Annotated in this window: 18 protein-coding genes and 1 riboswitch; all 18 genes read left to right on the forward strand. The window is 55.4% G+C overall.

What is annotated here, in order from left to right; genetic code table 11:
* Positions 1-42: 42 nt before the first annotated feature.
* Positions 43-1,404, forward strand: a complete 1,362-nt coding sequence (locus tag B5M42_RS21065) for a GH1 family beta-glucosidase (RefSeq protein ID WP_134756567.1) — start codon at positions 43-45, stop codon at positions 1,402-1,404.
* Between the two features lie 195 nt (positions 1,405-1,599).
* Complete coding sequence (locus B5M42_RS21070) at positions 1,600-6,495, forward strand: carbohydrate binding domain-containing protein (RefSeq protein WP_134756565.1); 4,896 nt, start codon at positions 1,600-1,602, stop codon at positions 6,493-6,495.
* 243 nt (positions 6,496-6,738) lie between these two features.
* Positions 6,739-6,840, forward strand: a riboswitch (purine riboswitch).
* A gap of 116 nt (positions 6,841-6,956) precedes the next feature.
* Positions 6,957-7,442 (forward strand): 5-(carboxyamino)imidazole ribonucleotide mutase, encoded by a 486-nt coding sequence (purE, locus tag B5M42_RS21075; RefSeq protein WP_134756563.1) that lies wholly within the window; start codon positions 6,957-6,959, stop codon positions 7,440-7,442.
* On the forward strand, positions 7,439-8,596 hold the full coding sequence (gene purK / locus B5M42_RS21080) for a 5-(carboxyamino)imidazole ribonucleotide synthase (protein WP_134756561.1): 1,158 nt from the start codon (positions 7,439-7,441) through the stop codon (positions 8,594-8,596). Before purE ends, purK begins: the two co-directional genes overlap by 4 nt.
* A gap of 22 nt (positions 8,597-8,618) precedes the next feature.
* Complete coding sequence (gene purB, locus B5M42_RS21085) at positions 8,619-9,914, forward strand: adenylosuccinate lyase (protein WP_134756559.1); 1,296 nt, start codon at positions 8,619-8,621, stop codon at positions 9,912-9,914.
* Between the two features lie 16 nt (positions 9,915-9,930).
* Positions 9,931-10,824 carry a phosphoribosylaminoimidazolesuccinocarboxamide synthase gene (locus B5M42_RS21090; RefSeq protein WP_134756557.1) on the forward strand — a complete coding sequence of 298 codons (894 nt, stop codon included), beginning with the start codon at positions 9,931-9,933 and terminating at the stop codon, positions 10,822-10,824.
* A gap of 20 nt (positions 10,825-10,844) precedes the next feature.
* On the forward strand, positions 10,845-11,084 hold the full coding sequence (purS, locus tag B5M42_RS21095) for a phosphoribosylformylglycinamidine synthase subunit PurS (protein ID WP_134756555.1): 240 nt from the start codon (positions 10,845-10,847) through the stop codon (positions 11,082-11,084).
* Between the two features lie 31 nt (positions 11,085-11,115).
* Positions 11,116-11,811, forward strand: a complete 696-nt coding sequence (purQ, locus tag B5M42_RS21100; protein WP_134756553.1) for a phosphoribosylformylglycinamidine synthase subunit PurQ — start codon at positions 11,116-11,118, stop codon at positions 11,809-11,811.
* Positions 11,789-14,032 (forward strand): phosphoribosylformylglycinamidine synthase subunit PurL, encoded by a 2,244-nt coding sequence (gene purL, locus B5M42_RS21105; protein ID WP_134756551.1) that lies wholly within the window; start codon positions 11,789-11,791, stop codon positions 14,030-14,032. The genes purQ and purL overlap by 23 nt, the downstream gene beginning before the upstream one ends.
* A complete protein-coding gene (purF, locus tag B5M42_RS21110) occupies positions 14,017-15,486 on the forward strand; it encodes an amidophosphoribosyltransferase (RefSeq protein WP_134756549.1) in 1,470 nt (489 codons plus the stop codon). The genes purL and purF overlap by 16 nt, the downstream gene beginning before the upstream one ends.
* A 97-nt stretch (positions 15,487-15,583) precedes the next feature.
* Positions 15,584-16,195 (forward strand): phosphoribosylglycinamide formyltransferase, encoded by a 612-nt coding sequence (gene purN / locus B5M42_RS21115; protein WP_134756547.1) that lies wholly within the window; start codon positions 15,584-15,586, stop codon positions 16,193-16,195.
* 31 nt (positions 16,196-16,226) lie between these two features.
* On the forward strand, positions 16,227-17,774 hold the full coding sequence (gene purH / locus B5M42_RS21120; RefSeq protein ID WP_134756545.1) for a bifunctional phosphoribosylaminoimidazolecarboxamide formyltransferase/IMP cyclohydrolase: 1,548 nt from the start codon (positions 16,227-16,229) through the stop codon (positions 17,772-17,774).
* Between the two features lie 18 nt (positions 17,775-17,792).
* Positions 17,793-19,064 carry a phosphoribosylamine--glycine ligase gene (gene purD, locus B5M42_RS21125; protein ID WP_134756543.1) on the forward strand — a complete coding sequence of 424 codons (1,272 nt, stop codon included), beginning with the start codon at positions 17,793-17,795 and terminating at the stop codon, positions 19,062-19,064.
* Positions 19,065-19,247: 183 nt separating this feature from the next.
* On the forward strand, positions 19,248-20,573 hold the full coding sequence (locus B5M42_RS21130) for an AAA family ATPase (RefSeq protein WP_134756541.1): 1,326 nt from the start codon (positions 19,248-19,250) through the stop codon (positions 20,571-20,573).
* The gene (locus B5M42_RS21135) at positions 20,566-21,225 is read left to right on the forward strand and encodes an RloB domain-containing protein (RefSeq protein ID WP_134756539.1); all 660 of its coding nucleotides are present in this window, start codon (positions 20,566-20,568) and stop codon (positions 21,223-21,225) included. The genes B5M42_RS21130 and B5M42_RS21135 overlap by 8 nt, the downstream gene beginning before the upstream one ends.
* Positions 21,226-21,340: 115 nt before the next feature.
* Entirely contained in the window at positions 21,341-22,204 is an 864-nt protein-coding gene (locus tag B5M42_RS21140; RefSeq protein ID WP_134756537.1) for a hypothetical protein, read from the forward strand.
* A 338-nt stretch (positions 22,205-22,542) separates the two neighbouring features.
* Positions 22,543-24,303: a cellulase family glycosylhydrolase gene (locus B5M42_RS21145; RefSeq protein WP_407946139.1), complete on the forward strand. Its 1,761-nt coding sequence runs from the start codon at positions 22,543-22,545 to the stop codon at positions 24,301-24,303.
* A 279-nt stretch (positions 24,304-24,582) separates the two neighbouring features.
* On the forward strand, positions 24,583-26,283 hold the full coding sequence (locus tag B5M42_RS21150) for an extracellular solute-binding protein (protein ID WP_134756535.1): 1,701 nt from the start codon (positions 24,583-24,585) through the stop codon (positions 26,281-26,283).
* Positions 26,284-26,347: the final 64 nt, after the last annotated feature.

The following is a 26,347-nucleotide window of genomic DNA, read 5'->3' on the forward strand; positions in this document are numbered from 1 at the left end:
GGAGGAGAACTACAAAATACAAGGGCAAGTGGGGAGAGCTGTATGAGTCGTTTTTTACAGGATTTTATATGGGGAACGGCAACCTCATCTTACCAGATTGAGGGAGCCGCTTACGAGGACGGCAAAAAGGCATCGATTTGGGATACCTTTTGCCAAGTGCCCGGACGTATTGTGAATAACGATCACGGCGAGGTGGCCTGTGATCACTACCACTTATATAAGGAAGACATCGCGCTTTTAAAAGAACTGAATATGCAGTCGTACCGCTTTTCGGTGTGCTGGCCGCGGATTTTCCCCGACGGTGCCGGCAAACCGAACGAAAAAGGGCTTGATTTCTACAAACGGGTTGTTGACGAGCTGCACAAGCAGCAGATTCATCCGCTATTGACGTTGTATCACTGGGATCTGCCGCAGGCGCTGCAAGAAAAGGGCGGCTGGGCGAATCGCGATACGGTGGAGCGCTTTGGTGAGTTCAGCTCCTACATGTATGAGCAGTTTGGCGACGTGATCAACGATTGGGTGACGATCAACGAGCCTTGGGTTATTTCGTATCTCGGACATTACACCGGCGAGCACGCTCCCGGAATTACCGATATATCCGCCTTTCTGAAGTCGGCTCATAATGTGCTGCTGGCGCATGGCGAAGGCGTGCAGCGCTTCCGTCAAAGCAAGGCGAAGCACGGCAAGATCGGCATTGTACTGAATGTGGCGCAGGTGTATCCGGCCAGCGATTCGGCGGAAGACCGTCAAGCGGCTCATGTGTGGGACGGCCTATTGAACGCTTGGTTCATCGATCCTGTCTTCAAGGGGCGTTATCCGCAGTACATGCAGGATTTGTACGGCAAGCTGACCGACCTGAGCTTCATTCAACCCGGCGATCTGGAATTCATCTCGCAAAAAACGGATTTCCTCGGCATCAATTATTATTCGGTAGCCCGCGTCAAGCAGGGCGACAGCGCATTCGGTACGGAGCTGGTCAAGGTGGCCGAGCCGGTCACGCATATGGATTGGGAAATCGCTCCGCAAGGACTGGTCGATATCCTCAAGCGGCTGTCGGCCGATACTGAAGGAAAGCTGCCGATCATTGTAACCGAAAACGGAGCCGTGTACGACGATGTCGTAACGCCGGAAGGCGAGGTTCATGATGACGAGCGTCTTGATTATGTGAAAAAGCATATCGAGGCCTGTCAGCAGGCCATTGCCGAAGGCGTCGACTTGCGCGGGTACTACATCTGGTCGATGTTGGACAATTTCGAATGGGCGTTTGGCTATGATAAACGGTTCGGCATGGTGCATGTCGATTTCGAGACGCTGAAGCGCACTCCGAAAAAAACCGCTTACTGGTACCGTGATTTCATTAAAAACAGCACGACGGGATCGGTTGTAGACACTGCCTCCAGATAAAAGGATGAGGGCAGCCGAGCCGGCTGCTCTCTGTTTCATCCTGTGATGTCCAGCTTCCGCGTAAAATGCGGTCGTTCCATGTCGAAGGACTCCATCCGGAGTTTTTCTATAAAGCTTTTCCGTTGCGTTCGGTGTTTATACCCGGCGTAACAGCTGCTTCAACACGTTTATTTCAGGAAGGAGCAAGTAAGATTTATGAAGAAAAAGATGAATTTGCTCACCCGCAGCGTCTCGCTCGTCATGGCTTCTCTGCTGGTTGTTCCCAGCGTTGGCTTTGCCGCCGACGGCGGACAAGCGTCGCAGGCGTTCAGCGACCTGCCAAGCTCGCATTGGGCTTCGGCTGCACTGAATCACTGGCAGCAGTTGGGTATCGTAGAAGGCTATGAGGACGGAACGATCCGTCCGGAGAAATTGATTTCACGCGCAGAGTTCGCAACGGTGATGAACCGCATCTTCGGTTATCAGGCGGAAGCGGCATCGGCGGGCAACGACGTAGCGGCCGGCGCTTGGTATCGCGCGGATATGGCCAAAGCGCTTGAGGCCGGATATTACACGGCGGATGCCCAAGGCAACGTGATGCCGGATGCACCGCTTAGCAGAGCGGCTGCGGTAGTGGCCCTGCAGGCGATTTTTGGTTTTGTAGGCCAAGATGGAAGCGCATCCACGTTCAGCGATGTGGCCCAATTGGACGCAGCGACGCAAAGCGCGATTGCCGCTTTTAGCTCGCTGGGCTATCTGGAAGGCTTTGAAGACGGCACGTTCCGCCCGGAAGCGACGCTGACGCGCGCGCAGCTGATGACGCTCGCCGAGCGGCTGGTCGGTTATCTGGGCCAAGATGCCGCTGAAACGACAGCAGGCGAAGTAGACGGCAACGTGGTTGTTAATCATCGCGACGTTGTATTAAAGGATACGGTCATTGACGGCAATTTGTATCTGACTCCGGGAATTGGCGACGGAGACGTGAAATTGAATCACGTGACGGTTAAAGGGAAAACGTTTATCCAAGGCGGCGGCGAGCATAGTATCTCGGTCGAGAACTCCGAGCTCGGCGAAGTGGAAGTCAACAAAAAGGACAATCATGTGCGGCTGTTCGTTACCGGATCCAGCTCGGTTGGCAAGGTAACGCTTTCTTCGGGAGCCAAGCTGGAAAGCGCCGACGTCAGCGGCGACGGCTTCCGCGAAGTCATCATTCATTCGAATATCGATCATGCGGACTTGTCCGGCAGCTTCGGCAAGATCAGCACCTTGCAAAAAAATGAAAATGACGCGCCTCCTCTGATATCGATTTCAGGAACGGTCGACGAATTGAACCTGAACAGCAAAACGAAGGTCACCTTGTCCGACAATACGGTCGTGAAAACGCTGAACGCCGATCCGAAAGCGAAGGATTCCAGCGTTGAAGGCAACGGTAAAATCGAGAAAACGAACAACCAGGCGGGTGGCTTGAAGGTTAAGGGCTCGGATGTGCCGGTAACGCCTGGCGGCTCCGGTGCTGAAAGTTCAAACGCTCCGGTATCGGGCGGCTATTCGAATTCGATGCCAGTATTAAACGTGACCGCAGCTCCGGGCAGCGAGGCGAAAACAACCAAGCTTTCCGGTTCAATCCCCGAGGGTCATCATCTGATCGTCAAAGTATCGAATACAAAAGTAAGCACGCCGGCGAACGGTTCCGTAGCGCCAAGCGGTGCGGGTGTGATCGATCCGTATACGATCGGCAACGACATTCCGAACGTCGATGTGGAGAACAATAAATATTTGGCGGTTTACCAAGTAAATCCGAATAACCGTGTTGTGAAGTTCCGCCAGTTTACGCTGACGCAAGCCGAGGTCAACATTTGGCAGCTCAGCTTCTCCGATGAATTTGACGGTACCGGATCGCCGGATTCCAACAAATGGACATACGATATCGGGACAGGCAGCGGTGGCTGGGGCAACAATGAGCTGGAGTACTATACCGACCGTACCGACAACGCCAAGCAGGAGAACGGTGAGTTGGTTATTACGGCCCGCAAAGAAAGCTATGGCGGCATGGGTTACACGTCGGCCCGTTTGAAAACGATGGGAAAACACGCTCAAAAATATGGCAAGATTGAAGTCAGAGCCAAAACGCCGGAAGGCTCCGGCATGTGGCCGGCGATCTGGATGCTGCCAGAAGACAACGATTACGGTACATGGGCGTCATCCGGTGAAATTGACATTATGGAGAATAAAGGCCGCTTGCCACATGAGGTATACGGCACGATTCACTACGGGGAGCAGTATCCGGGAAATACGTACACCGGCAAAGCTTATCAGTTCCCGAACAATGGCACTGTAGCCGATTATCATGTGTATTCGCTGGAGTGGGAACCGGGTGAAATGCGCTGGTACGTCGACGGACAACTGTATCAAACGCAAAATGACTGGTACAGCAAAAGCTTGAATCAGCCTGCGAACAATACGTATCCGGCACCTTTTGACAAGCCGTTTCATTTGATTTTGAACCTGGCTCTGGGCGGTAACTTCGATGGCGGCATTGTTCCTGCCGACTCGCTGTTCCCGAATACGATGAACGTTGACTATGTCCGTATCTACGACATGGTTGGCAAATCTTATCGTCAGCCGACGCCTCCAGGTGTTGTAAAAGAGCCGCTTCCAAGCGATGCGCGTCTGCCTAGACCGGACGGCAACTTGTTGTACAACTCCAGCCTGACGGAAGATGCGCCGGGCGTAGCGAACCTGCTTAACAATCCGAATGATCCGAACACGAGCGTACCGAATACCGACTACTGGTCTCTTTTTCAAGGTGAAGGCGGCGTAGGCTCAGTTTCTGTCGACGATCTGAACGGAACGAAATTTGCCAAAATTTCCATTACTAACGGAGGCTCGCAATCGTATTCGGTCCAGCTGCTGAATACACTTTCGATTGCCAAAGGACGTTTCTACAAGCTGAGCTTTGACGCCAAGTCGACGGCAAGCCGTCCGCTGACGGTGAAGGTGACGGGTGGAGCCAGCCGTGGCTTTGCAGCTTATTCGCAAGCCAACACCGTTTCGCTGACCGATCAGGTCAAGCATTATGAAATGATGTTCCAAATGAAACAGGACACGGACATCGCGGCCAGAACGGAATTTAACTCTGGCTTGAACGCGAATACGGTCTGGATCGGCAATGCCCGCGTCGAAGAGATCGATCATATCGCGGTAGACTATGACGCTGCCAAAGAGCCGCTGGATGGAGACGGCAACCGCGTCTATAACGGTACATTCGATCAGGGCGACCAAACACGTATGAACTACTGGCATCTGACAACCTCTGGCGGAGCAACGGCTACGGGTTCCGTATCCGAGCAAGATCGCTGGTTGGCGGTGAATGTGACCAATGCCGGAGACAGCAGCCTGGGATCGGTGCAATTGCTGCAAAAAGGTGTTCAACTGCAGCAAGGTCAAACCTATGATGTTACGCTTGACGCTTCAACGGGCGCGGACCGTCCGATTGAAGTCGAGCTGCTGAGCAAGGACGGAGCCGTATCTTACGGCAAGCAAAGCGTCACGCTGAATAGCCGCAACTTTGATCAATTTAAAGTGTCCTTCCCGGCTGTATCGGCTACCGATAAAGAAGCACAGTTTGTGATTCGTCTTGGCGGCGCGCAGGCTTCCAACATTTTGCTTGATAATATCAAACTCATTCAAACGAGCGTTTACATCGATCCAAGCGTGAAGCTGTTCCCGCTGACAAACGGCGGATTCGACGGCACCATCGCGCCTTGGCAGGAAGTGAATGCCGGCGGTTTTGCAACGGCGGCGCTGAGCGGCTCCGAAGCGAAGGTTTCCGTAACCAATAACGGCGGCGGCGATCCGTGGGGCATTATGTTTATGCAAGACGGCGTAGCGTTGTCCAAAGGAATGACCTATACGGTTGAATTCTCCGCCCGTTCGACGGTTGCCCGTAAAATGGAGATCGATCTGGAGAATGCTTCGTACACCCGTTTCTTTGATGAAACCGTTAGTCTCACTAACGATATGCAGCGCTACAAATTCGAATTCAAAATGACCAAAGACGATACGGCTGCACTGAAATTCTTCCTCGGCAAAATTGCTGGAGAATCGGCAATTACGACGGCTCACGACGTTTACATTGACGACGTAGTTGTTGAAGTAAAAGGTGCGCGCCAGTATGCGAACATGCTGCAAAGCGGCACGTTTGATAACGGCTCCACAGGCTGGGATTCGTTCTTTAACACAGGCGAAGTAACCGGCAGCCTTGCAACGGTTGACGGCGAGCTGAAGGCTTCCGTGAGCGGCACAGGCGGCCAGAACTGGAACGCGCAGGTGTTCCACAACGGCTTGTCGCTGGTGAAGGATAAAGCATATCAGCTGACCTTCGATATCAGGTCTTCCGTGAATCGAGACGTAAACGTTGTGGTCGAGCATAACGGCGATCCGTACACGAAATATCTGGACAAAACGATTGGCGCTACGGTGACAGGTGCGACTTACAGCTACCTGTTCACGATGCCGGTTAATGACGCCGGAGCGCATTTGAACTTCATGCTGGGTCTGATCAACAACCCTGTCTCGGTCAGCCACGATGTCTACTTCGACAACGTGAGCCTCGTTGAAGTGAATCCGCTGCCGCTGCCTCCGGCTGAAGGCCACGCACTGCTGAACGGCGATTTCGATACAAACGTCGATAACTGGAGCGTCTATAAAGCAGATGGCTCGGATGCCCAAATCAGTGTGGTGGACGGCAAGTTGCAAGTGCTGTTCCCGAACTACGACGGTTGGGAAAAATGGTCGACGCAAGTATACCAAAACGGTCTGAAGCTGGAAGCCGGCAAGACGTATAAACTCAAGTTCGATGCAGCGGCGAATCCTGGCAAAGAGATCAAAGTGGAGATTCTACGTTTGGACAATTCGGCGTTGCTCGTCACGCAAGCGTTGAACCCGGATTCCACGAACCATACGTATACGTATCAGTTCACAGTAAATGGGGATACGGAGCAAAATGCCAAGCTGGCGTTCCTGCTCGGCGGCAATCATCTGGATGGAGCCGATTTCCCTGATGGCGCAACGATTACGCTGGATTCGATCAGCATTACGGAAGTTAACTAACTTGAAGTAAGGCAAGGCCGCTCTTCTGCGACAGCAGGAGGGCGGTTTTTTTGATGTTTTCTGATAAAAAGCACCGAACGACGCTAAAAAATTCGACAAAGCCGTGGCGCAACGGAATGTTCGGATTTTCATGTGAAAAAGCGAACTTTTTAAAAACAAAATACGAAAATCGTTCGCTTTTTCAAATTGACACCCAATGCGGATTGCTGGTAAACTAGATAGGCGGGAAAAGCTTTCCGACTAACTGAAAATGTCGAATTGACTCGTATAATGTCGGGAATACGGCCTGAAAGTTTCTACCCAAAAACCGTGAATTTTTGGACTACGAGGAAGCGAATGCGGGGAACCATAGAAGGACATGGTCTGTTTGCATTCGGTTCTTTTGCTGTCCGGCGAGTAGAATGGCAAATTCTATTTCTGGGCATTTTTTGTTTGCAAAGAAAGAAGAAAGTAGGTTTATCATGACAGTACGTGTGGGTGTCATAATGGGAAGCCAGTCGGATTGGGAGACGATGAAGCTGGCTTGTAACATGCTGGACGAGCTGGGCGTGTCTTACGAGAAGAAGGTCGTCTCGGCGCATCGTACGCCGGATTTGATGTTTGAGTACGCGGAATCGGCGGCAAGCCGGGGACTGCAGGTCATTATAGCCGGAGCGGGCGGGGCGGCGCATTTACCAGGGATGGTAGCGGCCAAAACCGAGCTTCCGGTTATTGGTGTTCCGGTCAAATCGTCCACGCTTAACGGGCTGGACTCCCTGTTGTCGATCGTCCAGATGCCGACCGGCGTGCCGGTGGCGACAGTCGCGATCGGCAATGCCGGAGCCGCCAATGCAGGCTTGTTGGCTGCGCAAATTCTTGGCGCGTTTGACAGCGAGCTGCAGGGACGCATTCGCGAGCGCCGCGAGCGCATTCGCCAGACTGTTATAGAGAGCAGTGACTTGTCATGACGGAAATGAATGTCATTAAGCCGGGCGCGACCATCGGCGTTCTCGGGGGCGGTCAGCTCGGACGTATGCTGGCGCTGGCCGGCCGCAATATGGGCTATCGGTTCGTTACGCTCGATCCGACAGAGGACGCGCCTTGCGGTCAGGTTGCCGACGAGCAGCTCGTTGCCGGGTACGACGACGTGGCTGCAGCGCGACGCTTGGCTGCGTTGTCCGACGTGATTACGTATGAATTCGAGAACGTCGATGCGGAAGTGACCGAGATTCTGATGAAGGAATCCTACGTGCCGCAAGGCAGCAAGCTTTTATATACAACGCAGCATCGGCTGCGCGAGAAGCGGGCGATCGAAGCGGCGGGCGTGCCGGTTGCGCCTTACGAGGAAATCGTCAGCGCTGCGCAGCTGCGCGAGGCGGCGACCCGCTTTGGCGTGCCGTGTGTGCTCAAGACAGCGACCGGGGGCTACGACGGCAAGGGCCAGTGGGTGATTCGCTCGCTGGACGAGACGGACGAGGCTTATGCGACGCTGAGCAAGGCCGGGACGGAGCTCGTGCTGGAGCAGTTCATTCATTTTGAAAAGGAGCTGTCGGTCATTGCTGCACGCAGCCCGCGCGGCGAGACGAAGACGTTCCCTGCGGCAGAGAACGAGCATGTCGAGAATATTCTTCATCTGTCGATTGTGCCGGCGCGCATCGCCGAGGACATTCAACGCGAAGCCGAGCGGCTTGCCGCACGTATTGCCGATGCGTTGGGCGTGATTGGCTTGATCGCGGTAGAGCTGTTCCTGACGAGAGAGGGTCAGCTGTATGTGAACGAGCTGGCGCCGCGGCCGCACAATTCCGGCCACTATACAATGGAAGCGTGCCGGACTTCGCAATTTGAGCAACACGTGCGGGCCATTTGCAACCTGCCGCTTGGCTCAACGGAGCTGTTGTCGCCGGTGGTGATGGTGAATGTGCTCGGCGAGCATGTGGAGCCGCTCCTGGACTGGATTGGCCGGCCGGAATGCGAAAGCGAAGCCGTGTGCGCGAAGGTGCACCTGTACGGCAAGCATGAAGCGAAGCACAAGCGCAAGATGGGCCATGTGAACCTGCTTGTGCAGGACATTGGACAAGCGATGGATTGGATAGAACGCTCGGAGATTTGGAAAAGTAAGTAAATGAGAAAACGGAGGATCGGCCATGATTGATCGTTACAGCCGCCCGGAAATGGCGCAGATTTGGACTGAGGAGAATAAATTCAAGGCTTGGCTGGAGGTAGAGATTTTATCCTGCGAAGCTTGGTCCGAGCTTGGCGTTATTCCCAAAGAGGACGTGCAGACGCTGCGTGCAAACGCCAGCTTTAACATTGACCGCATTTATGAAATCGAGCAGGAAACGCGCCATGACGTCATTGCTTTCACGCGCGCCGTTTCGGAAACGCTGGGCGCTGAGCGCAAATGGGTGCATTATGGTCTGACCTCGACGGACGTCGTTGATACGGCGCTGGGCTACCTGCTGCGTCAAGCCAACGAAATTCTCGAAAAGGACATCGTGAATTTCATCGAAATTCTCCGCGACAAGGCTGTGCAGTACAAGCACACCGCAATGATGGGCCGCACGCACGGCGTCCATGCCGAGCCGACGACGTTTGGCTTGAAGATGGCCCTGTGGCATGAAGAGATGAAACGCAATCTGGAACGCTTCCGCTTTGCCGCCGACGGCGTGCAATACGGCAAAATTTCCGGCGCAGTGGGCACCTACGCAAACATTGATCCGTTCGTCGAGCAATATGTGTGCGGCAAGCTCGGCACGAAAGCGGCGCCGATTTCGACGCAAACGCTGCAGCGCGACCGTCACGCCGAATATATGGCGACGCTGGCGCTGATCGCGACTTCGCTCGACAAGTTCGCGACCGAAATCCGCGCGCTGCAAAAGAGCGAGTTCCGCGAAGTCGAGGAGCCGTTCGCCAAAGGCCAAAAGGGCTCGTCGGCGATGCCGCACAAGCGCAATCCGATCGGCTGCGAAAGCATCTCCGGCCTGTCGCGCGTCATTCGCGGCCACATGCTTTCCGCTTACGAGAACGTACCGCTGTGGCATGAGCGCGATATTTCGCACTCCTCGGTCGAGCGGATCATCCTGCCGGATGCGACGACGCTGCTGAACTACATGCTGAACCGCTTCGGCAACATCATCAAGAACCTGACCGTGTTCCCTGAGAACATGAAGCGCAATATGCGCAGCACGTACGACGTGCCGTTCTCCGGCCGCGTCATGACCAAGCTGATCGACAAAGGCTTCAGCCGCGAGCAGGCGTACGATACGGTGCAGCCGCGGGCGATGCAGGCGTGGGAGGAGCAGCGCTCGTTCCGCGATATCGTGACCGCCACGCCGGCGATCACCGAGGCGCTGAGCGCCGAAGAAATCGCCGATTGCTTCGACCCGAGCTGGCATCTGAAGCACGTGGATACGATTTTTGACCGTTTGGGCTTGAAATAAAGAAGGGACGTGACCTGTGGCAAACGCGGCACTGGATTCCGCACAGGCGCTGATTAAAGCGCCCTTGGTGCACAAAGGCAAGGTGCGCGAGCTGTACGACCTTGGGGAGCATTTTCTGATCGTCGTAACGGACCGCATTTCCGCTTTCGATTACATTCTCCGTCCGGGCGTTCCGGACAAGGGCTACGTGCTGAATACGCTCAGCAAGTTCTGGTTCGACAAGACGTCTGATTTCATGAACAATCACGTCGTACATACCGACGTTGAGCAGTTGACGGACATCGTGCCTGACGCGGCAGCGCGCGAGCTGCTCAAGGACCGGATCATGGTCGCGAAAAAAGCGGAGCGCATTTCGATCGAATGCGTCGTGCGCGGCTACATCACCGGCAACGGCTGGCGGCAATATCAGCAAACGGGCGAAATCAACGGGCAGAAGCTGCCCGAAGGCCTGCGCAAGAACGAAGCGTTCGCGCAGCCGATTTTTACCCCGGCGGCCAAAAACGATGTCGGCCACGACGAGGACATTTCGGTCGAGCAGATGAAGGCGCTCGTTGGCGAAGCGCTGACGCTGGAGCTGCAGGACAAGAGCATTCAGCTCTACACGCTGGCCCGCGATTACTGCGAAAGCCGCGGCATAGTGCTGGCGGATACGAAGTTTGAATTTGGCATCTACGGCGGCGAAGTAATTATTATCGACGAGTTGTTTACGCCGGATTCGTCGCGCTACTGGTCGAAGGACAAATACGCGCTCGACATCGAGATTGATTCGATGGACAAAGAGCCGGTCCGCACCTATTTGGCCGGGTCGGGTTGGGATAAAAACAGCGAGCCGGACGAGCTGCCGCAAGCGGTAGTCGAAGAAACGTCGCGCAGATATAAAGAAATACTCCATCGGTTGATGGGCGAATAGGTGAAGGAGGAGAACGAGAGATGAAAGCGACCGTTTACGTAACGATCAAACAAAACGTTCTGGACGTGCAAGGAACTGCGGTGCAAGGCGCGCTGCATTCGATGGGATTTGAAGAGGTAGGCAAGGTGCGGATCGGCAAATATCTGGAGCTGGAGCTGGGTGAAGTGGGCAAAGCGGAGGCTGAAGCGCGGATCAAGGAAATGTGCGAAAAGCTGCTGGCCAACACGGTTATCGAAGATTACCGCTACGAATTGGCTTAGGCCACACCAAAGGATGAAGGAGGGCAACGCCATGAATTTTGCGGTTCTCGTATTTCCGGGATCGAACTGCGACATCGACTGCTACAAGGCGATCGAAGACACCATCGGCCAGCCGGTCGATTACGTATGGCATACGGCGGACGATTTGTCCAAATATGACTGCATCCTCGTGCCGGGCGGATTCTCGTACGGCGACTATCTGCGCTGCGGCGCTATCGCCCAGTTCACGAACGTGATGAAGGCGGTTGTGAAGGCGGCTGAGGAAGGTAAATACATTCTCGGCATTTGCAACGGCTTCCAGGTGCTGACCGAAGCCCGTTTGCTGCCGGGCGCGCTGCTGCGCAATAACGGCATGAAGTTCCGCTGCCATCAGACGCTGCTGCAGGTCGTGAACAACACGACGGCGTTCACCCGCGATTACGCGGAGGGCGAAGTGATCGACATTCCGATTGCGCACGGCGAAGGCAACTACTACTGCGACGCCGACACGCTCAAGGAGCTGCAAGAAAACAATCAAATCGTGTTCCGCTATGCGGCCGGCACCAATCCGAACGGTTCGGTCGACGATATTGCGGGCATTTGCAACCAAGCGGGCAATGTTGTTGGTATGATGCCCCATCCGGAGCGGGCCATTCACGAGCTGCTCGGCTCGGCGGACGGCAAACGGATGTTCACATCGATTTTGAGTACGTGGAGGGAAAAACATGACGCAGCAGCTATCCGCTAAGGAGCCGAACGCTCAGCAAATCGCGGACCAGAAAATCTACAAGCAGATGGGCGTCACCGACGACGAGTACGCCAAAATTTGCGGCTTTCTCGGACGCAACCCGAACTACGTGGAAATCGGCGTATTCAGCGTCATGTGGTCGGAGCATTGCTCTTATAAAAACTCCAAGCCGGTGCTGCGTAAGTTCCCGGTTACCGGACCGCGCGTCCTGATGGGACCGGGCGAAGGCGCGGGTATCGTCGACATCGGCGATAATCAAGCTGTTGTATTCAAAATCGAAAGCCATAACCACCCGTCGGCAATCGAGCCTTATCAGGGCGCGGCGACAGGCGTGGGCGGCATCATCCGCGACATTTTCTCGATGGGCGCTCGTCCCGTTGCGCTGCTCAACTCCTTGCGCTTCGGCAAGCTGACGAACGACCGCGTCAAATATTTGTTCGAGCACGTCGTATCTGGCATCGCCGGTTACGGCAACTGTATCGGCATCCCGACCGTGGGCGGCGAAGTGATGTTTGACGAGAGCTACGAGGGCAACCCGCTGGTCAACGCGATGTGCGTAGGCATCATCGATCACGATAAAATCCAGCGCGGCGTCGCCAAAGGCGTCGGCAACCCGGTCTTCTACGTCGGACCGGCAACGGGCCGCGACGGCATTCACGGCGCGACGTTCGCGTCCGAGGAGCTGACGGCGGAATCCGAAGCGAAACGTCCAGCGGTACAAGTCGGCGATCCGTTCATGGAGAAGCTGGTGCTCGAAGCTTGTCTGGAATTGATCAATTCCGGCATCGTGCTTGGCATTCAAGACATGGGTGCAGCCGGTCTGACCTGCTCCAGCGCCGAAATGGCTAGTAAAGCCGGCAACGGTATGGAGCTGTATCTGGATGAGGTGCCGCAGCGCGAAGAAGGCATGACCGCTTACGAAATGATGCTGTCCGAGTCGCAAGAGCGCATGTTGTTCGTTGTGGAGCCGCAGCATGAGGCGCAAGCGAAAGGGATTTTCGAGCGTTGGGGCCTGCATTGTGCGAAAGTCGGCAAAGTGACCGACGACGGCCGCCTGCGTCTGATCCACCACGGCGAAGTGGTAGCCGACATGCCGGTAGGCGCACTCGTCGACGAGTGCCCGGTTTATAACAAACCGAGCCAGGAGCCGGCATATTATGCGGAAAGCGCAAGCATCGATACAACTCGTTACGACGAAGTGACGGACCTGACCGGCGCGCTCAAGCAGGTGCTGGCATCCCCGACGGTGGCGAGCAAGGAATGGGTATACAACCAATATGATTACATGGTGCGGACGGAAACCGTCGTGCGTCCGGGCTCGGACGCCGCTGTCGTGGCGCTGCGCGGCACACGCAAGGCGCTGGCGATGACGACCGATTGCAACGGCCGTTACGTGTACCTTGATCCGGAAGTGGGCGGACGGATTGCCGTGAGCGAGGCGGCGCGCAACATCGTGTGCTCGGGCGCCGAGCCGCTGGCCGTGACGGACAACCTCAACTTCGGCAGCCCGGAGAAGCCGGAAATTTTCTGGCAGCTGGAAAAAGCAGTCGACGGCATGGCTGAAGCGTGCCGTGAGCTGAACGCTCCGGTCATCGGCGGCAACGTGTCGCTGTACAACGAGAACGCCAAAGGCGCGATTTATCCGACGCCGGTTGTCGGTATGGTCGGTCTGGTGCACGATCTCGATCATATTACAACGCAAGGCTTCAAAAATGACGGGGATGTCATTATCCTGCTCGGCGAGACGAAAGCGGAGCTCGGCGGCAGTGAATTCCAATATGTGGTACACGGCGTAACTGAAGGCCGTCCTCCGGCGCTGGATCTGGCTGTGGAGAAACGCCTGCAAGCCACGGTGCTGAAGGCGATTCAGGAAGGTCTCGTTGCTTCGGCGCATGACTTGTCCGAAGGCGGTCTGGCTGTAGCGCTGGCCGAGAGCGCCATCAGCGGCGGCAAAGGCGCCAGCGTTGCGCTGACGACCGAGCTGCGTGCGGATTGGGCGCTGTTCAGCGAAAGCCAATCGCGCGTCCTGCTGACGGCAACCAAGGACAAAGCCGATGCTTTGAAGCATTGGGTCGCGTCGCAAGGCGTTCCTTATCAGGAGCTGGGGACCGTTGGCGGCTCCGAGCTGAACGTTTCCGTGAATGGCGTGCAGGGTATCCAGACTTCCGTTAAGGAGCTGGAAACGATCTGGAAGGATGCGATTCCATGTCTGATGCAGTAAAGCTGTGGACAGGCGAATTTTACAACGAGGGTGTCAGCGGCCATAGCGGACTGTTTGACAAATTAAACGAGGAGTGCGGCGTATTCGGGGTGTTCGGTCACCCCGATGCGTCTTCCTTGTGCTATTACGGGCTGCACGCCTTGCAGCACCGCGGCCAGGAAAGCGCGGGCATCTGCACGGCCGACCCGGATCATTTTCAATATTACCGCGGTATGGGATTGGCCAAGGAAGTGTTCAACAGCGAAACGCTGGGACCGCTGACCGGCTCGTCGGCGATTGCCCACGTCCGTTATTCGACGGCGGGCGAAAGCAAGCTGGCCAACGCTCAGCCGCTTGTGTTCAAATACCGCGAGGGCGATCTGGCCATTGCCACGAACGGCAACCTCGACAACGCCAATATCATCAAGCGCAATCTGGAAAAGCAAGGCTCGATCTTCCAGACGACGAGCGATACCGAGGTGCTGGCGCACCTGATCGCGCGTTCAAAGCACGACGATATCGTCGATGCGGTCAAGGACGCGCTGCAGCAGGTCGTCGGTGGCTTCGCTTTCCTGATCCTGACGCGCGACAAGCTGATTGCGGCGCTTGATCCGAACGGACTTAGGCCGTTCGTGATCGGCCGGCTCGGCAGCGCCTATCTGTTCGCGTCGGAGACGTGCGCGTTCGACGCTGTCGGCGGCACGTATTACCGCGATATGAAGCCGGGTGAGCTGCTGGTGCTGGATCGCGACGGCTTGCACGAGGACCGCTTCACCGAAGGCGGCCAGCGGGCGATTTGCGCGATGGAGTACATCTACTTCGCGCGGCCGGACAGCGACATCGACACGATCAACATTCATTCCGCGCGCAAGCGGATGGGCAAGCGGCTGGCGACGGAAGCGTTCGTTGACGCCGACGTGGTGACCGGCGTGCCGGATTCGAGTATTTCGGCCGCGATCGGCTTTGCCGAGCAGACCGGCATTCCGTATGAGCTGGGTCTGATCAAAAACCGCTACACCGGCCGGACGTTCATTCAGCCGAGCCAGGAGCTGCGTGAGCAAGGCGTCAAAATGAAGCTGAGCGCCGTGCGCAAGGTCGTGGAGGGCAAGCGCGTCGTCATGATTGACGACTCCATCGTTCGCGGCACGACGAGCCTGCGGATCGTCAACCTGCTGCGCGAGGCCGGCGCGACCGAGGTGCATGTGCGCATCTCCTCGCCGCCTTTCATGAATCCGTGCTATTACGGGATCGATACGCCGTCGCGCAAGGAGCTGATTGCGGCGATGCACTCGCTGGAGGAAATCCGCAAGGCGATCAACGCCGACTCGCTGCATTTCCTCAGCCGCGAAGGGCTGCTGGAATCGATTGGCGAAGGTTCAACAGGCAAGCAAAGCGGTTATTGCACAGCATGTTTTGACAACAGCTATCCGACGGAAATCGTCGATGTGACCAAAATCGGCTGCGCTTGCGATTGATGCGGCGCCAGTCCGTTTACGGGCGCACACATATTACCGGGAGGCCGGCCTTGCCGTCGGCTTCCCGTACCTATTTTACAAGGAGTCGGTGAGTCACATGTCGCCTTATCGAATTGCGGTCTTTGCATCGGGCAGCGGATCGAATTTTCAAGCGATCGTCGACCGGGTGCGCGCCGGTACGCTGGACGTCAGCATTGAGCTGCTTGTTTGCGACCGACCGGCCGCTTACGTCGTCAAGCGGGCTGAGGAAGCGGGCATTCCCGCCTTCGTCTTCCGGCCGAAGGAATTCCACAGCCGCGAAGACTACGAGGCGCTGATTTTGAAGGAGCTGGAAACGCGCGGCGTCGATTTGATCGTCATGGCGGGCTATATGCGGATTATTACGCACACGCTGATTGATCCGTATTACGGCCGGATGATCAATATTCATCCATCGCTGCTTCCGGCTTTTCCGGGTGTGGACGCGATTGGTCAAGCCTACGAATATGGCGTCAAGCTGACCGGCGTTACCGTGCATTATGTGGACGGGGGGCTGGATTCCGGTCCGATCATTGCCCAGCGCAGCATCGAGATTCACGAAATGGAGACGGAGGAGTCGATTACTGAGCGCATTCATGCCGTGGAGCATGAGCTGCTGCCGCAGGTGATCGGCTGGCACCGCGAGGGCCGCGTCCGGCTGGACGGGCGCAGGGTGACGATTCGCAAGTAAAGTGTCAAGATAAAAAAGGAGGAAGCGGGTAGTGGCTATCAAAAGAGCATTAATCAGCGTATCGGACAAAACCGGCATCGTGGAATTCGCAAGCGAGCTGGCCAAGCTGGGCGTGGAGATCATTTCGACAGGCGGAACGCAAAGCTTGCTGAAAAACAGCGGGGTTCCGGTCATCGGCATTTCAGAGGTAACGGGCTTCCCGGAAATTATGGACGGACGCGTCAAAACGCTGCATCCGGCCGTACATAGCGGCTTGCTGGCTGTTCGCGACAACGAAGAGCATCAAGCGAGCATGAAGGAGCTGGGCCTTGATTACATCGATCTGGTCGTCGTTAACCTGTATCCGTTTGCTGAAACGATCGCCAAACCGGACGTCACCTACGAAGACGCCATTGAGAACATCGACATCGGCGGTCCGACGATGCTGCGTTCGGCAGCGAAAAACCACGCCTTTGTTACGGTTGTCGTTGACGCGTCCGATTACGCGCAGGTGCTGGAGGAAGTGCGCGCCGCTGGCGACACGACGCTCGACACGCGCAAGAAGCTGGCAGCCAAAGTATTCCGCCACACCGGCTCTTACGATGCCTTGATTTCCGATTACTTGTCCAGACAAGTGGGCGAGATTTATCCGGAGCGCTACACCGTCACTTACGAAAAAGTACAGGAGCTGCGCTACGGAGAGAATCCGCACCAGAAAGCGGCATTCTACCGCAAGCCGAACGCAGCGGCCGACAACATCACGACGGCCGAGCAGCTGCACGGCAAGGAGCTGTCGTACAACAACATCAACGATGCCAACACGGCGCTGCAAATCGTCAAAGAATTCAGCGAGCCGGCCGTTGTGGCGGTCAAGCATATGAATCCTTGCGGCGTAGGCATTGGCGCAAGCGTCCTGGAAGCTTATCAAAAAGCGTATGCAGCCGATCCAACCTCGATCTTCGGCGGCATCGTCGCGGCGAACCGCGAAATCGACGAAGCGACGGCGCAGCTTTTGCATGAAATTTTCCTGGAAATTATTATTGCTCCGGGCTTTTCTTCAGAGGCGCTGGAGATTTTGGCGAAAAAGAAAAATATCCGCCTGCTGAAAGTCAGCGGTCTGGATCAAGCGGCGACGCGTACAGCCCAGCCTGTCGTTACCACGGTCGAGGGCGGCATGCTCGTGCAGGACAGCGACGCTTACCAGTTGACGGAAGCCGACTTGAAGGTTGTGACCGAGCGCCAGCCGACGGAAGCCGAGCTGAAGCAGCTGCTGTTTGCCTGGAAGGTCGTCAAGCACGTGAAATCGAACGCCATCGTATTGGCGGCGGACGATATGACGGTTGGCGTCGGCGCTGGCCAGATGAACCGCGTAGGCGCGGCGAAAATCGCCATCGAGCAAGCCGGCGACAAAGCGAAGGGCGCTGTGCTGTCCTCGGACGCGTTCTTCCCGATGGGCGACACGCTGGAGCTGGCGGCCAAAGCGGGCGTGACGGCTGTCATTCAGCCGGGCGGCTCGATCAAGGACGAAGAGTCGATCCGCGTTGCCAATGAGCACGGCATCGCGATGGTGATGACCGGCGTGCGGCACTTCAAACACTAAGGAGAGGGGACTATCGCTATGCGTATTCTCGTTATCGGAAGAGGCGGGCGCGAGCACGCCATTGTCTGGGCATTAAGCAAGAGCCCGAAGGTAAGCAAGCTGTTCTGCGCGCCGGGCAACGGCGGGATTGCCGGCTTGGCCGAATGTGTGCCAATCACCGAGCTGGAGTTTGACCGGATCAGCGCGTTTGCCAAGGAGCAGCAGATCGATATGGTTATGGTTGCGCCTGACGACCCGCTCGCAGCGGGGCTTGTCGACCATTTGGAAGCCGAAGGCATTACGGCGTTTGGTCCGCGGGCCAACGCAGCTATCATTGAAGGCAGCAAGGTATTTACGAAGGATTTGCTGCACAAATACAACATCCCGACGGCGGCTTACGCGAGCTTTGACGCTTACGAGCCGGCGCTCGCTTACCTGCGCAGCCAATCGGCGCCGATTGTGATCAAAGCCGACGGGCTGGCGGCGGGCAAAGGCGTGACCGTTGCGCGTACGATGGAGGAAGCCGAAGCGGCGCTGCGCGACATTATGCTCGATCAAGTATTCGGCTCCGCCGGAGCAAAGGTCGTGATCGAGGAATTCCTCACCGGGCAGGAAATGTCGCTGCTCGCGTTTGTGGACGGCTCGACCGTACGCCCGATGGTGCCTTCGCAGGACCACAAGCCGGTGTTCGACAACGATGAAGGTCCGAACACGGGCGGCATGGGCACGTATTCTCCGCTGCCGCACATTCCGCAGTCGATTGTGCAGGAAGCGATCGACAACATCGTGCAGCCGACGGCTGATGCGATGGTCAAGGAAGGCCGTCCGTTCAAAGGTGTGCTGTACGCCGGTCTGATTCTGACGCCGCAGGGTGTGAAGACGATTGAATTCAACGCGCGCTTCGGCGACCCGGAGACGCAGGTGATCCTGCCGCGCCTCAAAACCGATCTGCTCGACATCTTCATGGCCGTGATCAACGGCACATTGGCCGAGCAGCCGATTGAATGGAGCGACGAAGCGGCGGTGTGCGTCATCGTAGCTTCGCAGGGCTATCCGGCATCGTATCCGAAGGGCCTGCCGATCAGCGGGCTTGATCAGGTGCAGGACGCCATCGTGTTCCACGCCGGTACGGCTTTGCGCGAGGACGGCCAAGTCGTCACGAACGGCGGCCGCGTGCTCGGCATTACGGGACTCGGCAAGGACATTGTGGAGGCGCGTGCCAAGGCGTATGCCGAAGCGGAGCGCATCCAGTTCGAGGGCAAGCATTACCGCACGGATATTGCGATGAAGGCTTTGAAGGCGTTGGTGTAAATGGTTTGACAAAAGGAAGCGGCGTTCCTGATTGCAGGAGCGCCGTTTTTTGCTTTTTCAGAGAATTTCAAGAATTATTTTGAAATATTTTTGTGAAATAGCATAACTTAATTGACTATTGACGACGATAATGCATATAGTAGTCATATGATTTTGCGGAAAATATGCAAAATGGAGGTAGTTATGCTCTTAGAATTCCGTGCAAAAAACTATAAGCAGTTTGTCGACGAGTTGGTGTTTTCTATGAAGCCGGCTCCCAAGCAAAAAGGGCTGGATTACAGCATTCTGCAAGCTGAGTCCGGTTCCCGGACCTATAAAGCGTTAAGTACTGCCGTAATTTATGGACCGAATGCGGCCGGAAAAACGAATTTGATCGGTGCGATGGAAGTATTCAAAGAGATTGTATTGCGTGGCAATATCCGCAATGGCGTTTACAGAAATGAGCCCAATGCTGCCGTTCAGAGGCTGGAGCTGATTCCGAGTGTTGCGTGTACGGAGAGGGTGCCTGTGGAGTTTGCCATCCATTTTTGGGAACAGGGGCTTTTTTTCGAATACGAGCTCTCACTTGATCTTGGTTTTTTTATGGAAGAGGATTATGACCGGAACATTGTTCAGGAAGTTTTGCGTGTGAATGACAAGCTGATTTTTTCTCGTCAGAACGAACTGAGCTTTGGTGATTTGACCGCTATTCACGAATACTGGGTGAACGGTTTTGCCGACAGCAAGGAAGGGGCCGTCACTCTTGCAAAAAACAATTTGCATAACGAAGAGTTGTTTTTGAATAATGGGTTCAAAACGATGTTCAGCGCAAAATTGGTTCAGCTCGTTAACAATTGGCTGGAGAAAAAATTTATGGTGTTTTGCCGGGCCGATGCGATCGAGACGATCAAGCATGTTTCCAATCCCGTCAAGCATATTGCTTACATCGACAAGCCATTTAACGACGCGGCTCGCATATTCGGAGTAACGGCCAATGAATTGGGATTTTTGTTTCACGATGACGATGACGATCCGGCACGAATTTCAATTCTGGACAGCGATAATGCGTTGCAAGCTGAAGTATTTGAATCACTGGGAACGATTCGTTTTATGAACTTGTTCCCTCTGCTGGTTAGAGCTTTGCTTATGGGAGGAACGCTCATCATCGATGAGTTCGATGCTTCTATTCATCCGATGGCACTCATGAGTCTGGTCAATATTTTTCATAATGACGATATTAACAAGCATAAGGCCCAGCTTATTTTTAACACGCATAATCCGATTTTTCTCAACGCTAACTTGTTCCGGCGCGATGAAATCAAATTTATTGAGCGCGATGAGGACACGCATCAGAGTGTACATTATTCGTTGTCCGATTTCGGTACTTCGGGTGAAAAGGGTGTGCGCAAGCATGAGGATTACATGAAAAATTATTTTGTCAGCCGTTACGGAGCGATTAGGGAGGTAGACTTTACTCCCGTGTTTGAAAAAATCATGCAGGATGTAGACGGAGCTGTGTCCGATGACTAAAATGAAAGAGACGCAGCGATTTTATTTCTCGGTTGAAGGCGAATGTGAAGCTTGGTATCTGGAGGCGCTGCAAAAGCTGATCAATGAAGAGCACTCTGCAGCCTACAAAGTGAGCTTCGATACGAAGATTGAGAAAAATCCGTACAAACGGGCGAAGGCGATGTCGCTATTGAGCAAACGGGAGATCACGCACTGGTGTGACTATGAAGACGGGGATGCAGAGAATACAACCAAATTCATGCACACGCTCGACCTGCTCAAAAAGACGTCGACGTTGGGCAAACAAATTGACTACAAGCTGGGCTATAGTAATTTTACATTTGAGTTGTGGATGGTTTTGCATAAAATGGACTGCAATGCGGCTTATGCGCACCGCAGACAATACCTCCAGCCAATCAATCGGGCTTATGGCGAGAAATTCGCCGAACTAAAGGAATATAAAAACGAAACGAATTTCAAACGGGTGCTGGGCAAAATTACGCTGGACGATGTTCAACAAGCCGTGGAGCGCGCCCGCAGCCTAATGCAACGTCATGAGCAAAACGGGATCAAGCAGTATGAATACAAGGGCTATCGCTATTATAAAGACAATCCTTCTTTAACCGTTTGGGAATCCGTGCACACGATTTTGCAAAAGTGCCGTCTTGTTTGAAGCGGGAGCGCCGTTTTCAAAAACTCCACATCCCGATAACATGTCGCTGACATTCATTCGTTAGAGTCAGAATGAAGGCCGATTCAGGCAATGAATGGAAGGGGATGGATGAAGGATGAACAACAAGCGGATCACAATAGGGGCAGTAGCTTTGCTGCTCGGAGCAGTGGGGGTGAGCGTGATGGTGACGCCCAAGCAGCCGGTGAAGGCGGCAGCGAATATGACCGCGGATTACGAGGTCAAGCTGCTGATGGACCCGGCGGTTGTGCTGGGCTCGGACCATAAGCTGAAAAGCGGGGTGCGCAGCGTCTTTGGCATGCCGGACAAGGTAACGAAGATGAACGTGCAGTTCATGGACACCGACGATCAAGATATATACGATGCAGGCTGGATTGCGCGGATTCGCAAGATGGAGGGCGAAAGCGATTTTGAGCTGACGTACAAGAAGCGGTATCCGATTACCGGCGGCAATATCGATGCGGCGCTGACGCTGGCGAACACGGAGGGCTTTGATGCCACGGATACGAATTACGACGCGCAGGTCGAGTGGGGCTATCTGAATCAGACGCTGAGCATCTCCAACGATAAAACCGGCTCCAAGTCCGGCTACAGCGGGATGGACCTGCCTTCGACGAGCGACAGCCGCGATCTGCTGATCGATGATTTGCCGGGTAAGATGGACGACTGGCTGTACAACGGCTGGGGCGAGGACATGCTGGACGATTCGCGCAAATACGGCCCGGTGCTGGCCAAGCGGTATACGGGTACATGGAGCGGGATGAAGACGTACATCGAGATTTGGCCGATTGTGAACGCCGCAGGCACGGGAACCGACTATGTGGTGGAAATTTCGTTCAAAACGACGAGCCGTACGACCGCTTCGCAAAAGCACGACGACCTGATCGCGTACTTGCAAACGCAGGGCTGGTTCTTGGCTCAGGATTCGCTGAAAACGCAGCTGATTATGGATCGGTATTAGGAAAATAGTTTCGCTCATTTTCGCCCTGCAGATGCGCGGCTGCAGGGCTTTTCTGCGCCTGTTTGGCTCGGCCGCGAGCGCCGTGGTTGGGCGCGGGAGCTGGAGATCCCCGCATAGTAAGTGTTTGCTGGCATCAAGCGGTTTGGCGTGGCGCTCGGGTCGGCGAAATTTTTTGGGGGGGAGGTCGGAAGAAAGATATTGAAAAATGAAAACGTTTTCTTATATAATAAATACAAGCGAGATGAAAATCCCGCTAAAACAGTTGAGGAGGGGTGAATCGCAAATTCTAATGATCGATTTTATGAAAACGTTTTAATTAACCCAAGGAGGAATGAATGATGAAAAAAATGGCGTTTCGTTCCATTCTGGCGCTCCTGCTTACCTTCTCGGCGGTTATCCCTTGGCTGCTGGCTGTGCCCGCAGCGGCAGCGACCGGCGGAATCGTGGATCAATACGGCCAGCTTAAGGTCGTGGGCAGCCAATTGCAAAATCAGGCCGGTCAAGCTATTCAATTAAAGGGCATGAGCTCGCACGGCATCCAGTGGTACGGCAATTTCGTGAACAAAAGCAGCATGCAGTGGCTGCGCGACCAGTGGGGATTGACGGTGTTCCGCGTTGCCATGTATACAGCCGAGAACGGTTACATTTCCAATCCGGCAGCCAACAAGGCCAAGGTGAAGGAAGCGGTGCAGGCGGCTATCGATTTGGGCGTGTATGTGATTATTGACTGGCACATTTTGTCCGATAACGATCCGAACATCTACAAAGCGCAATCGAAGGCGTTTTTTCAGGAAATGGCGACCACGTATGGCAGCTATCCGAATGTCATTTATGAAATTGCCAATGAACCGAACGGCGGTGTGACCTGGAGCGGGCAAATCAAGCCATATGCACAGGAAATCGCCTCGGCGATCCGCGCGATCGATCCGGATAACATCATCATCGTCGGTACGGGCACATGGAGTCAAGACGTGCAGGATGCGGCGGCCAGCCCGCTGGCGATCAACAATGTGATGTATACGGTGCATTTTTATGCAGGCACACACGGACAATACTTGCGTGACCGGATCACGAGCGCCATGAACAGCGGAATTGCGGTGTTTGTAACCGAGTGGGGAACGAGCGACGCTTCCGGGAACGGCGGACCGTACTTGACCGATGCGAAAACGTGGACGGACTTCCTCGCCAGCAAAAAGGTGAGCTGGGCGAACTGGTCGTTGTCCGACAAGTCGGAGTCGTCGGCTGCGCTGCTGCCGGGTGCCAGCACCACCGGCGGGTGGACGGACGCGCAGCTTTCCGCGTCCGGCAAATTCGTGCGCGACCAGATGAAGGTCGGCACGACAACGCCGACGGTGCCTGCTGCACCGTCCGGGCTGTCCGCGACCGCGGGCAACGCCCAGGTCGCGCTGAGCTGGAGCCCGTCCGCTCAAGCGACGGGCTATAACGTGAAGCGGGCCACGGCCTCCGGCGGCCCGTACACTACCGTGGCCGCTGGCGTGAGCGGCACAAGCTACACCAACACCGGCTTAACGAACGGCACGACGTATTATTACGTCGTCAGTGCCGTGAACAGTGCCGGTGAAAGCGCGAACTCCAGCCAGGTGAGCGCCGTGCCTGCGACAAGCACGACCACGCCGCCGCCGGCTGGCGGGCTGTCGGTGCAATACCGCGTTGGCGATACGAGCGCCAGCGACAATCAGACGAAGCCGTACCTGAGCATCGTCAACCAATCCGGGGCCCCCGTGAACCTGAGCACGCTCAAGCTTCGCTACTATTACACCGCCGATGGCAAGTCGCAAAACGTCTTTTGCGACTATACGCCGGTGAATTGTGCGAACCTGATCTTTGCTGCGGTCAAAGCGGGCACCGCCAAGCCGTCCGCCGACGCCTACATCGAGATCGGCTTCACCGCTGCTGCCGGCCAGCTCGCGAATAACGCCAGCACCGGCGACATCCAGCTCCGCATGCACAATACGGACTGGAGCAACATGAATGAATCCAACGATTATTCCTATGACGGTACAAAAACGTCGTCTGCGGCATGGACCAAGGTGACGCTCTACAGCAACGGAACCCGGGTTTGGGGCATAGAGCCGTAGAGCCATAGTCGTCAGGAGCAAGTCCTTGACTTGCAGCATAACATGCGCCGGCGCTGCTTCCCGCAGCCGTCGGCGCATGTCGTTTTTTGGGGGGATGTCAAAGTCGCCGTTTCTTCCATATTTACCAAATCGTTGATACCGAATACAATTCGTTGATTCGTTATCTAGATTGTACCCTGCCGAGCGGATAAGATAAATGTAGTCAAGCCGAGAGCCCGGTTCAGCGACAAGAAGCGCAGCAGAGGCCCGAGCAACCGTTGTCAGGAGGAGATTTTTCGCATGAAGTTTTTGAAATCGCATTCATTGGTGTTGGCCACCCTGCTTAGCGCCGGGCTGACCTTGTCTGCCTGCAGCAGCGACACAGCGTCGCCTGCCCCGTCGGCTTCGCCGGCAGCAACGACGGCTGCGGAAACGACCGCGCCAAGCGCGAATCCGAACGCCGATGCCCAGAGCAAGGTGAAGCCGATCGAGTTCAGCATGTACGTCAATTACGATTGGGTGACGTTCCACAAATGGGACGATTTGCCGCATACGAAGTGGATTACCGAAAACCTCAAGGTCAAGGTCGATCCGATCGAGCCAAATGGCGCAGCGGCGCAAAAGCTCAATTCAATGATCGTGTCCAACGAGCTGCCGGACGTCATCGTGCTCGACCGCGGCAAGGACGTCGAACGGCTGCAGCAGGCGGGTAAGCTGGTAGCGCTGGACCCGTATCTGGACAAATACCCCGAGTTCAAGAAAAACATCGGCGAACAGACGCTCAACCTGCTGCGCAGCCCGGACGGCAAGCTGTATCAGCTGCCGAACTGGTTCATTAGCGGCGACAAGGGCAACGGCAACGCCGCGTACATCGTCGAGAAAAAAATCTACAAAGCGCTGGGCTCGCCAAAGCTGGAAACGTGGGACGATCTCTACGCCTACTTGAAGATGGTCAAGGAAAAGTATCCGAACGCCGTGCCGTTTGATGCGGGCGAGGTGCGTGACGGCGCGGATGTGCAGATGGTCGGCATGCTTTACAGCGGCGCGGCCAACGACCGGACGCCGGGTTTTATTTCGCCGGGAGCGGGCTTGATTTTCGGCGTGCCTGACGGCAATCAGCTGAAATCGATTTATCAGGATCAGGCGTTTCTCGATACGGTGACGTTCGCCAGCCGCCTGTACCGCGAGAATTTGACGACGAAGGACCTCTTCACGCAATCGCGCGAAATGATCAAGGAAAAGCTGATGGCAGGCCGTACTGCCGTATTCGCCGCTTACGACGCTGTAGTCGAAGGACTCGGACGCGAAGCGAACAACGCGCTGCAAGCCAAAGATCCGGAAGACGGTTATCTCGTCATCTGGCCGATTCACAAGGAAGGCGTGGACAAAAATAAAGTGTACCCGTCCGGCTACAGCTCGCTGGGCTGGAACGTCAACGTCATTACGAAAAACGCCAAGGACCCCGAAGCGATTTTCGCCTACATGAACTGGGCGTCAAGTCCGGAAGGCCAGCAGGTGCTGTTCTTCGGGCCTCCGGGCATGTTCTATGACAAGATCGAAGACGGCGTGCCGATTCCGAACGACGCGTACATTCACCGCGATCCCAAGGCTTACGACGAGCTGCACATCGGGGAATACGACTGGAACGGCAATACCTCCTACGTGGACGGCACGAAGGCGAAGCGCGAGCAGCTGCTGCCGGCGGAAGCGCAGGATTGGGGCGCGATGGCGCAAGCGAACATTTCGTTCAAAACGTCGATGAACACGACGGCCTTCGCCAATCTCGACCCGGCTCCGAATTCCGAGGAAGGCATCATCATGCAGCGTCTGAAGGATCAATACAAGCAAGCGATTGCCAAAATGATTTTCGCCAAAAGCGACGAGGAAGTGAAAAAGGTCGTCGAGCAAACCCAGCAGGACGCCGTGAAAATCGGCTACGACAAGGTGCTGGCTTGGAAAACGAAGGTCTGGCAGGATAACGTCGCCAAGATGGGAAAATAGGACGGTCTTCACGCTGGCTCGGCAAGAGGGTATACTTGGATTACAAGTATACCTTTTTGCATGC

The sequence above is a fragment of the Paenibacillus athensensis genome, assembly GCF_004514475.2.
Taxonomy (GTDB): Bacteria; Bacillota; Bacilli; order Paenibacillales; family NBRC-103111; genus Paenibacillus_AL; species Paenibacillus_AL athensensis.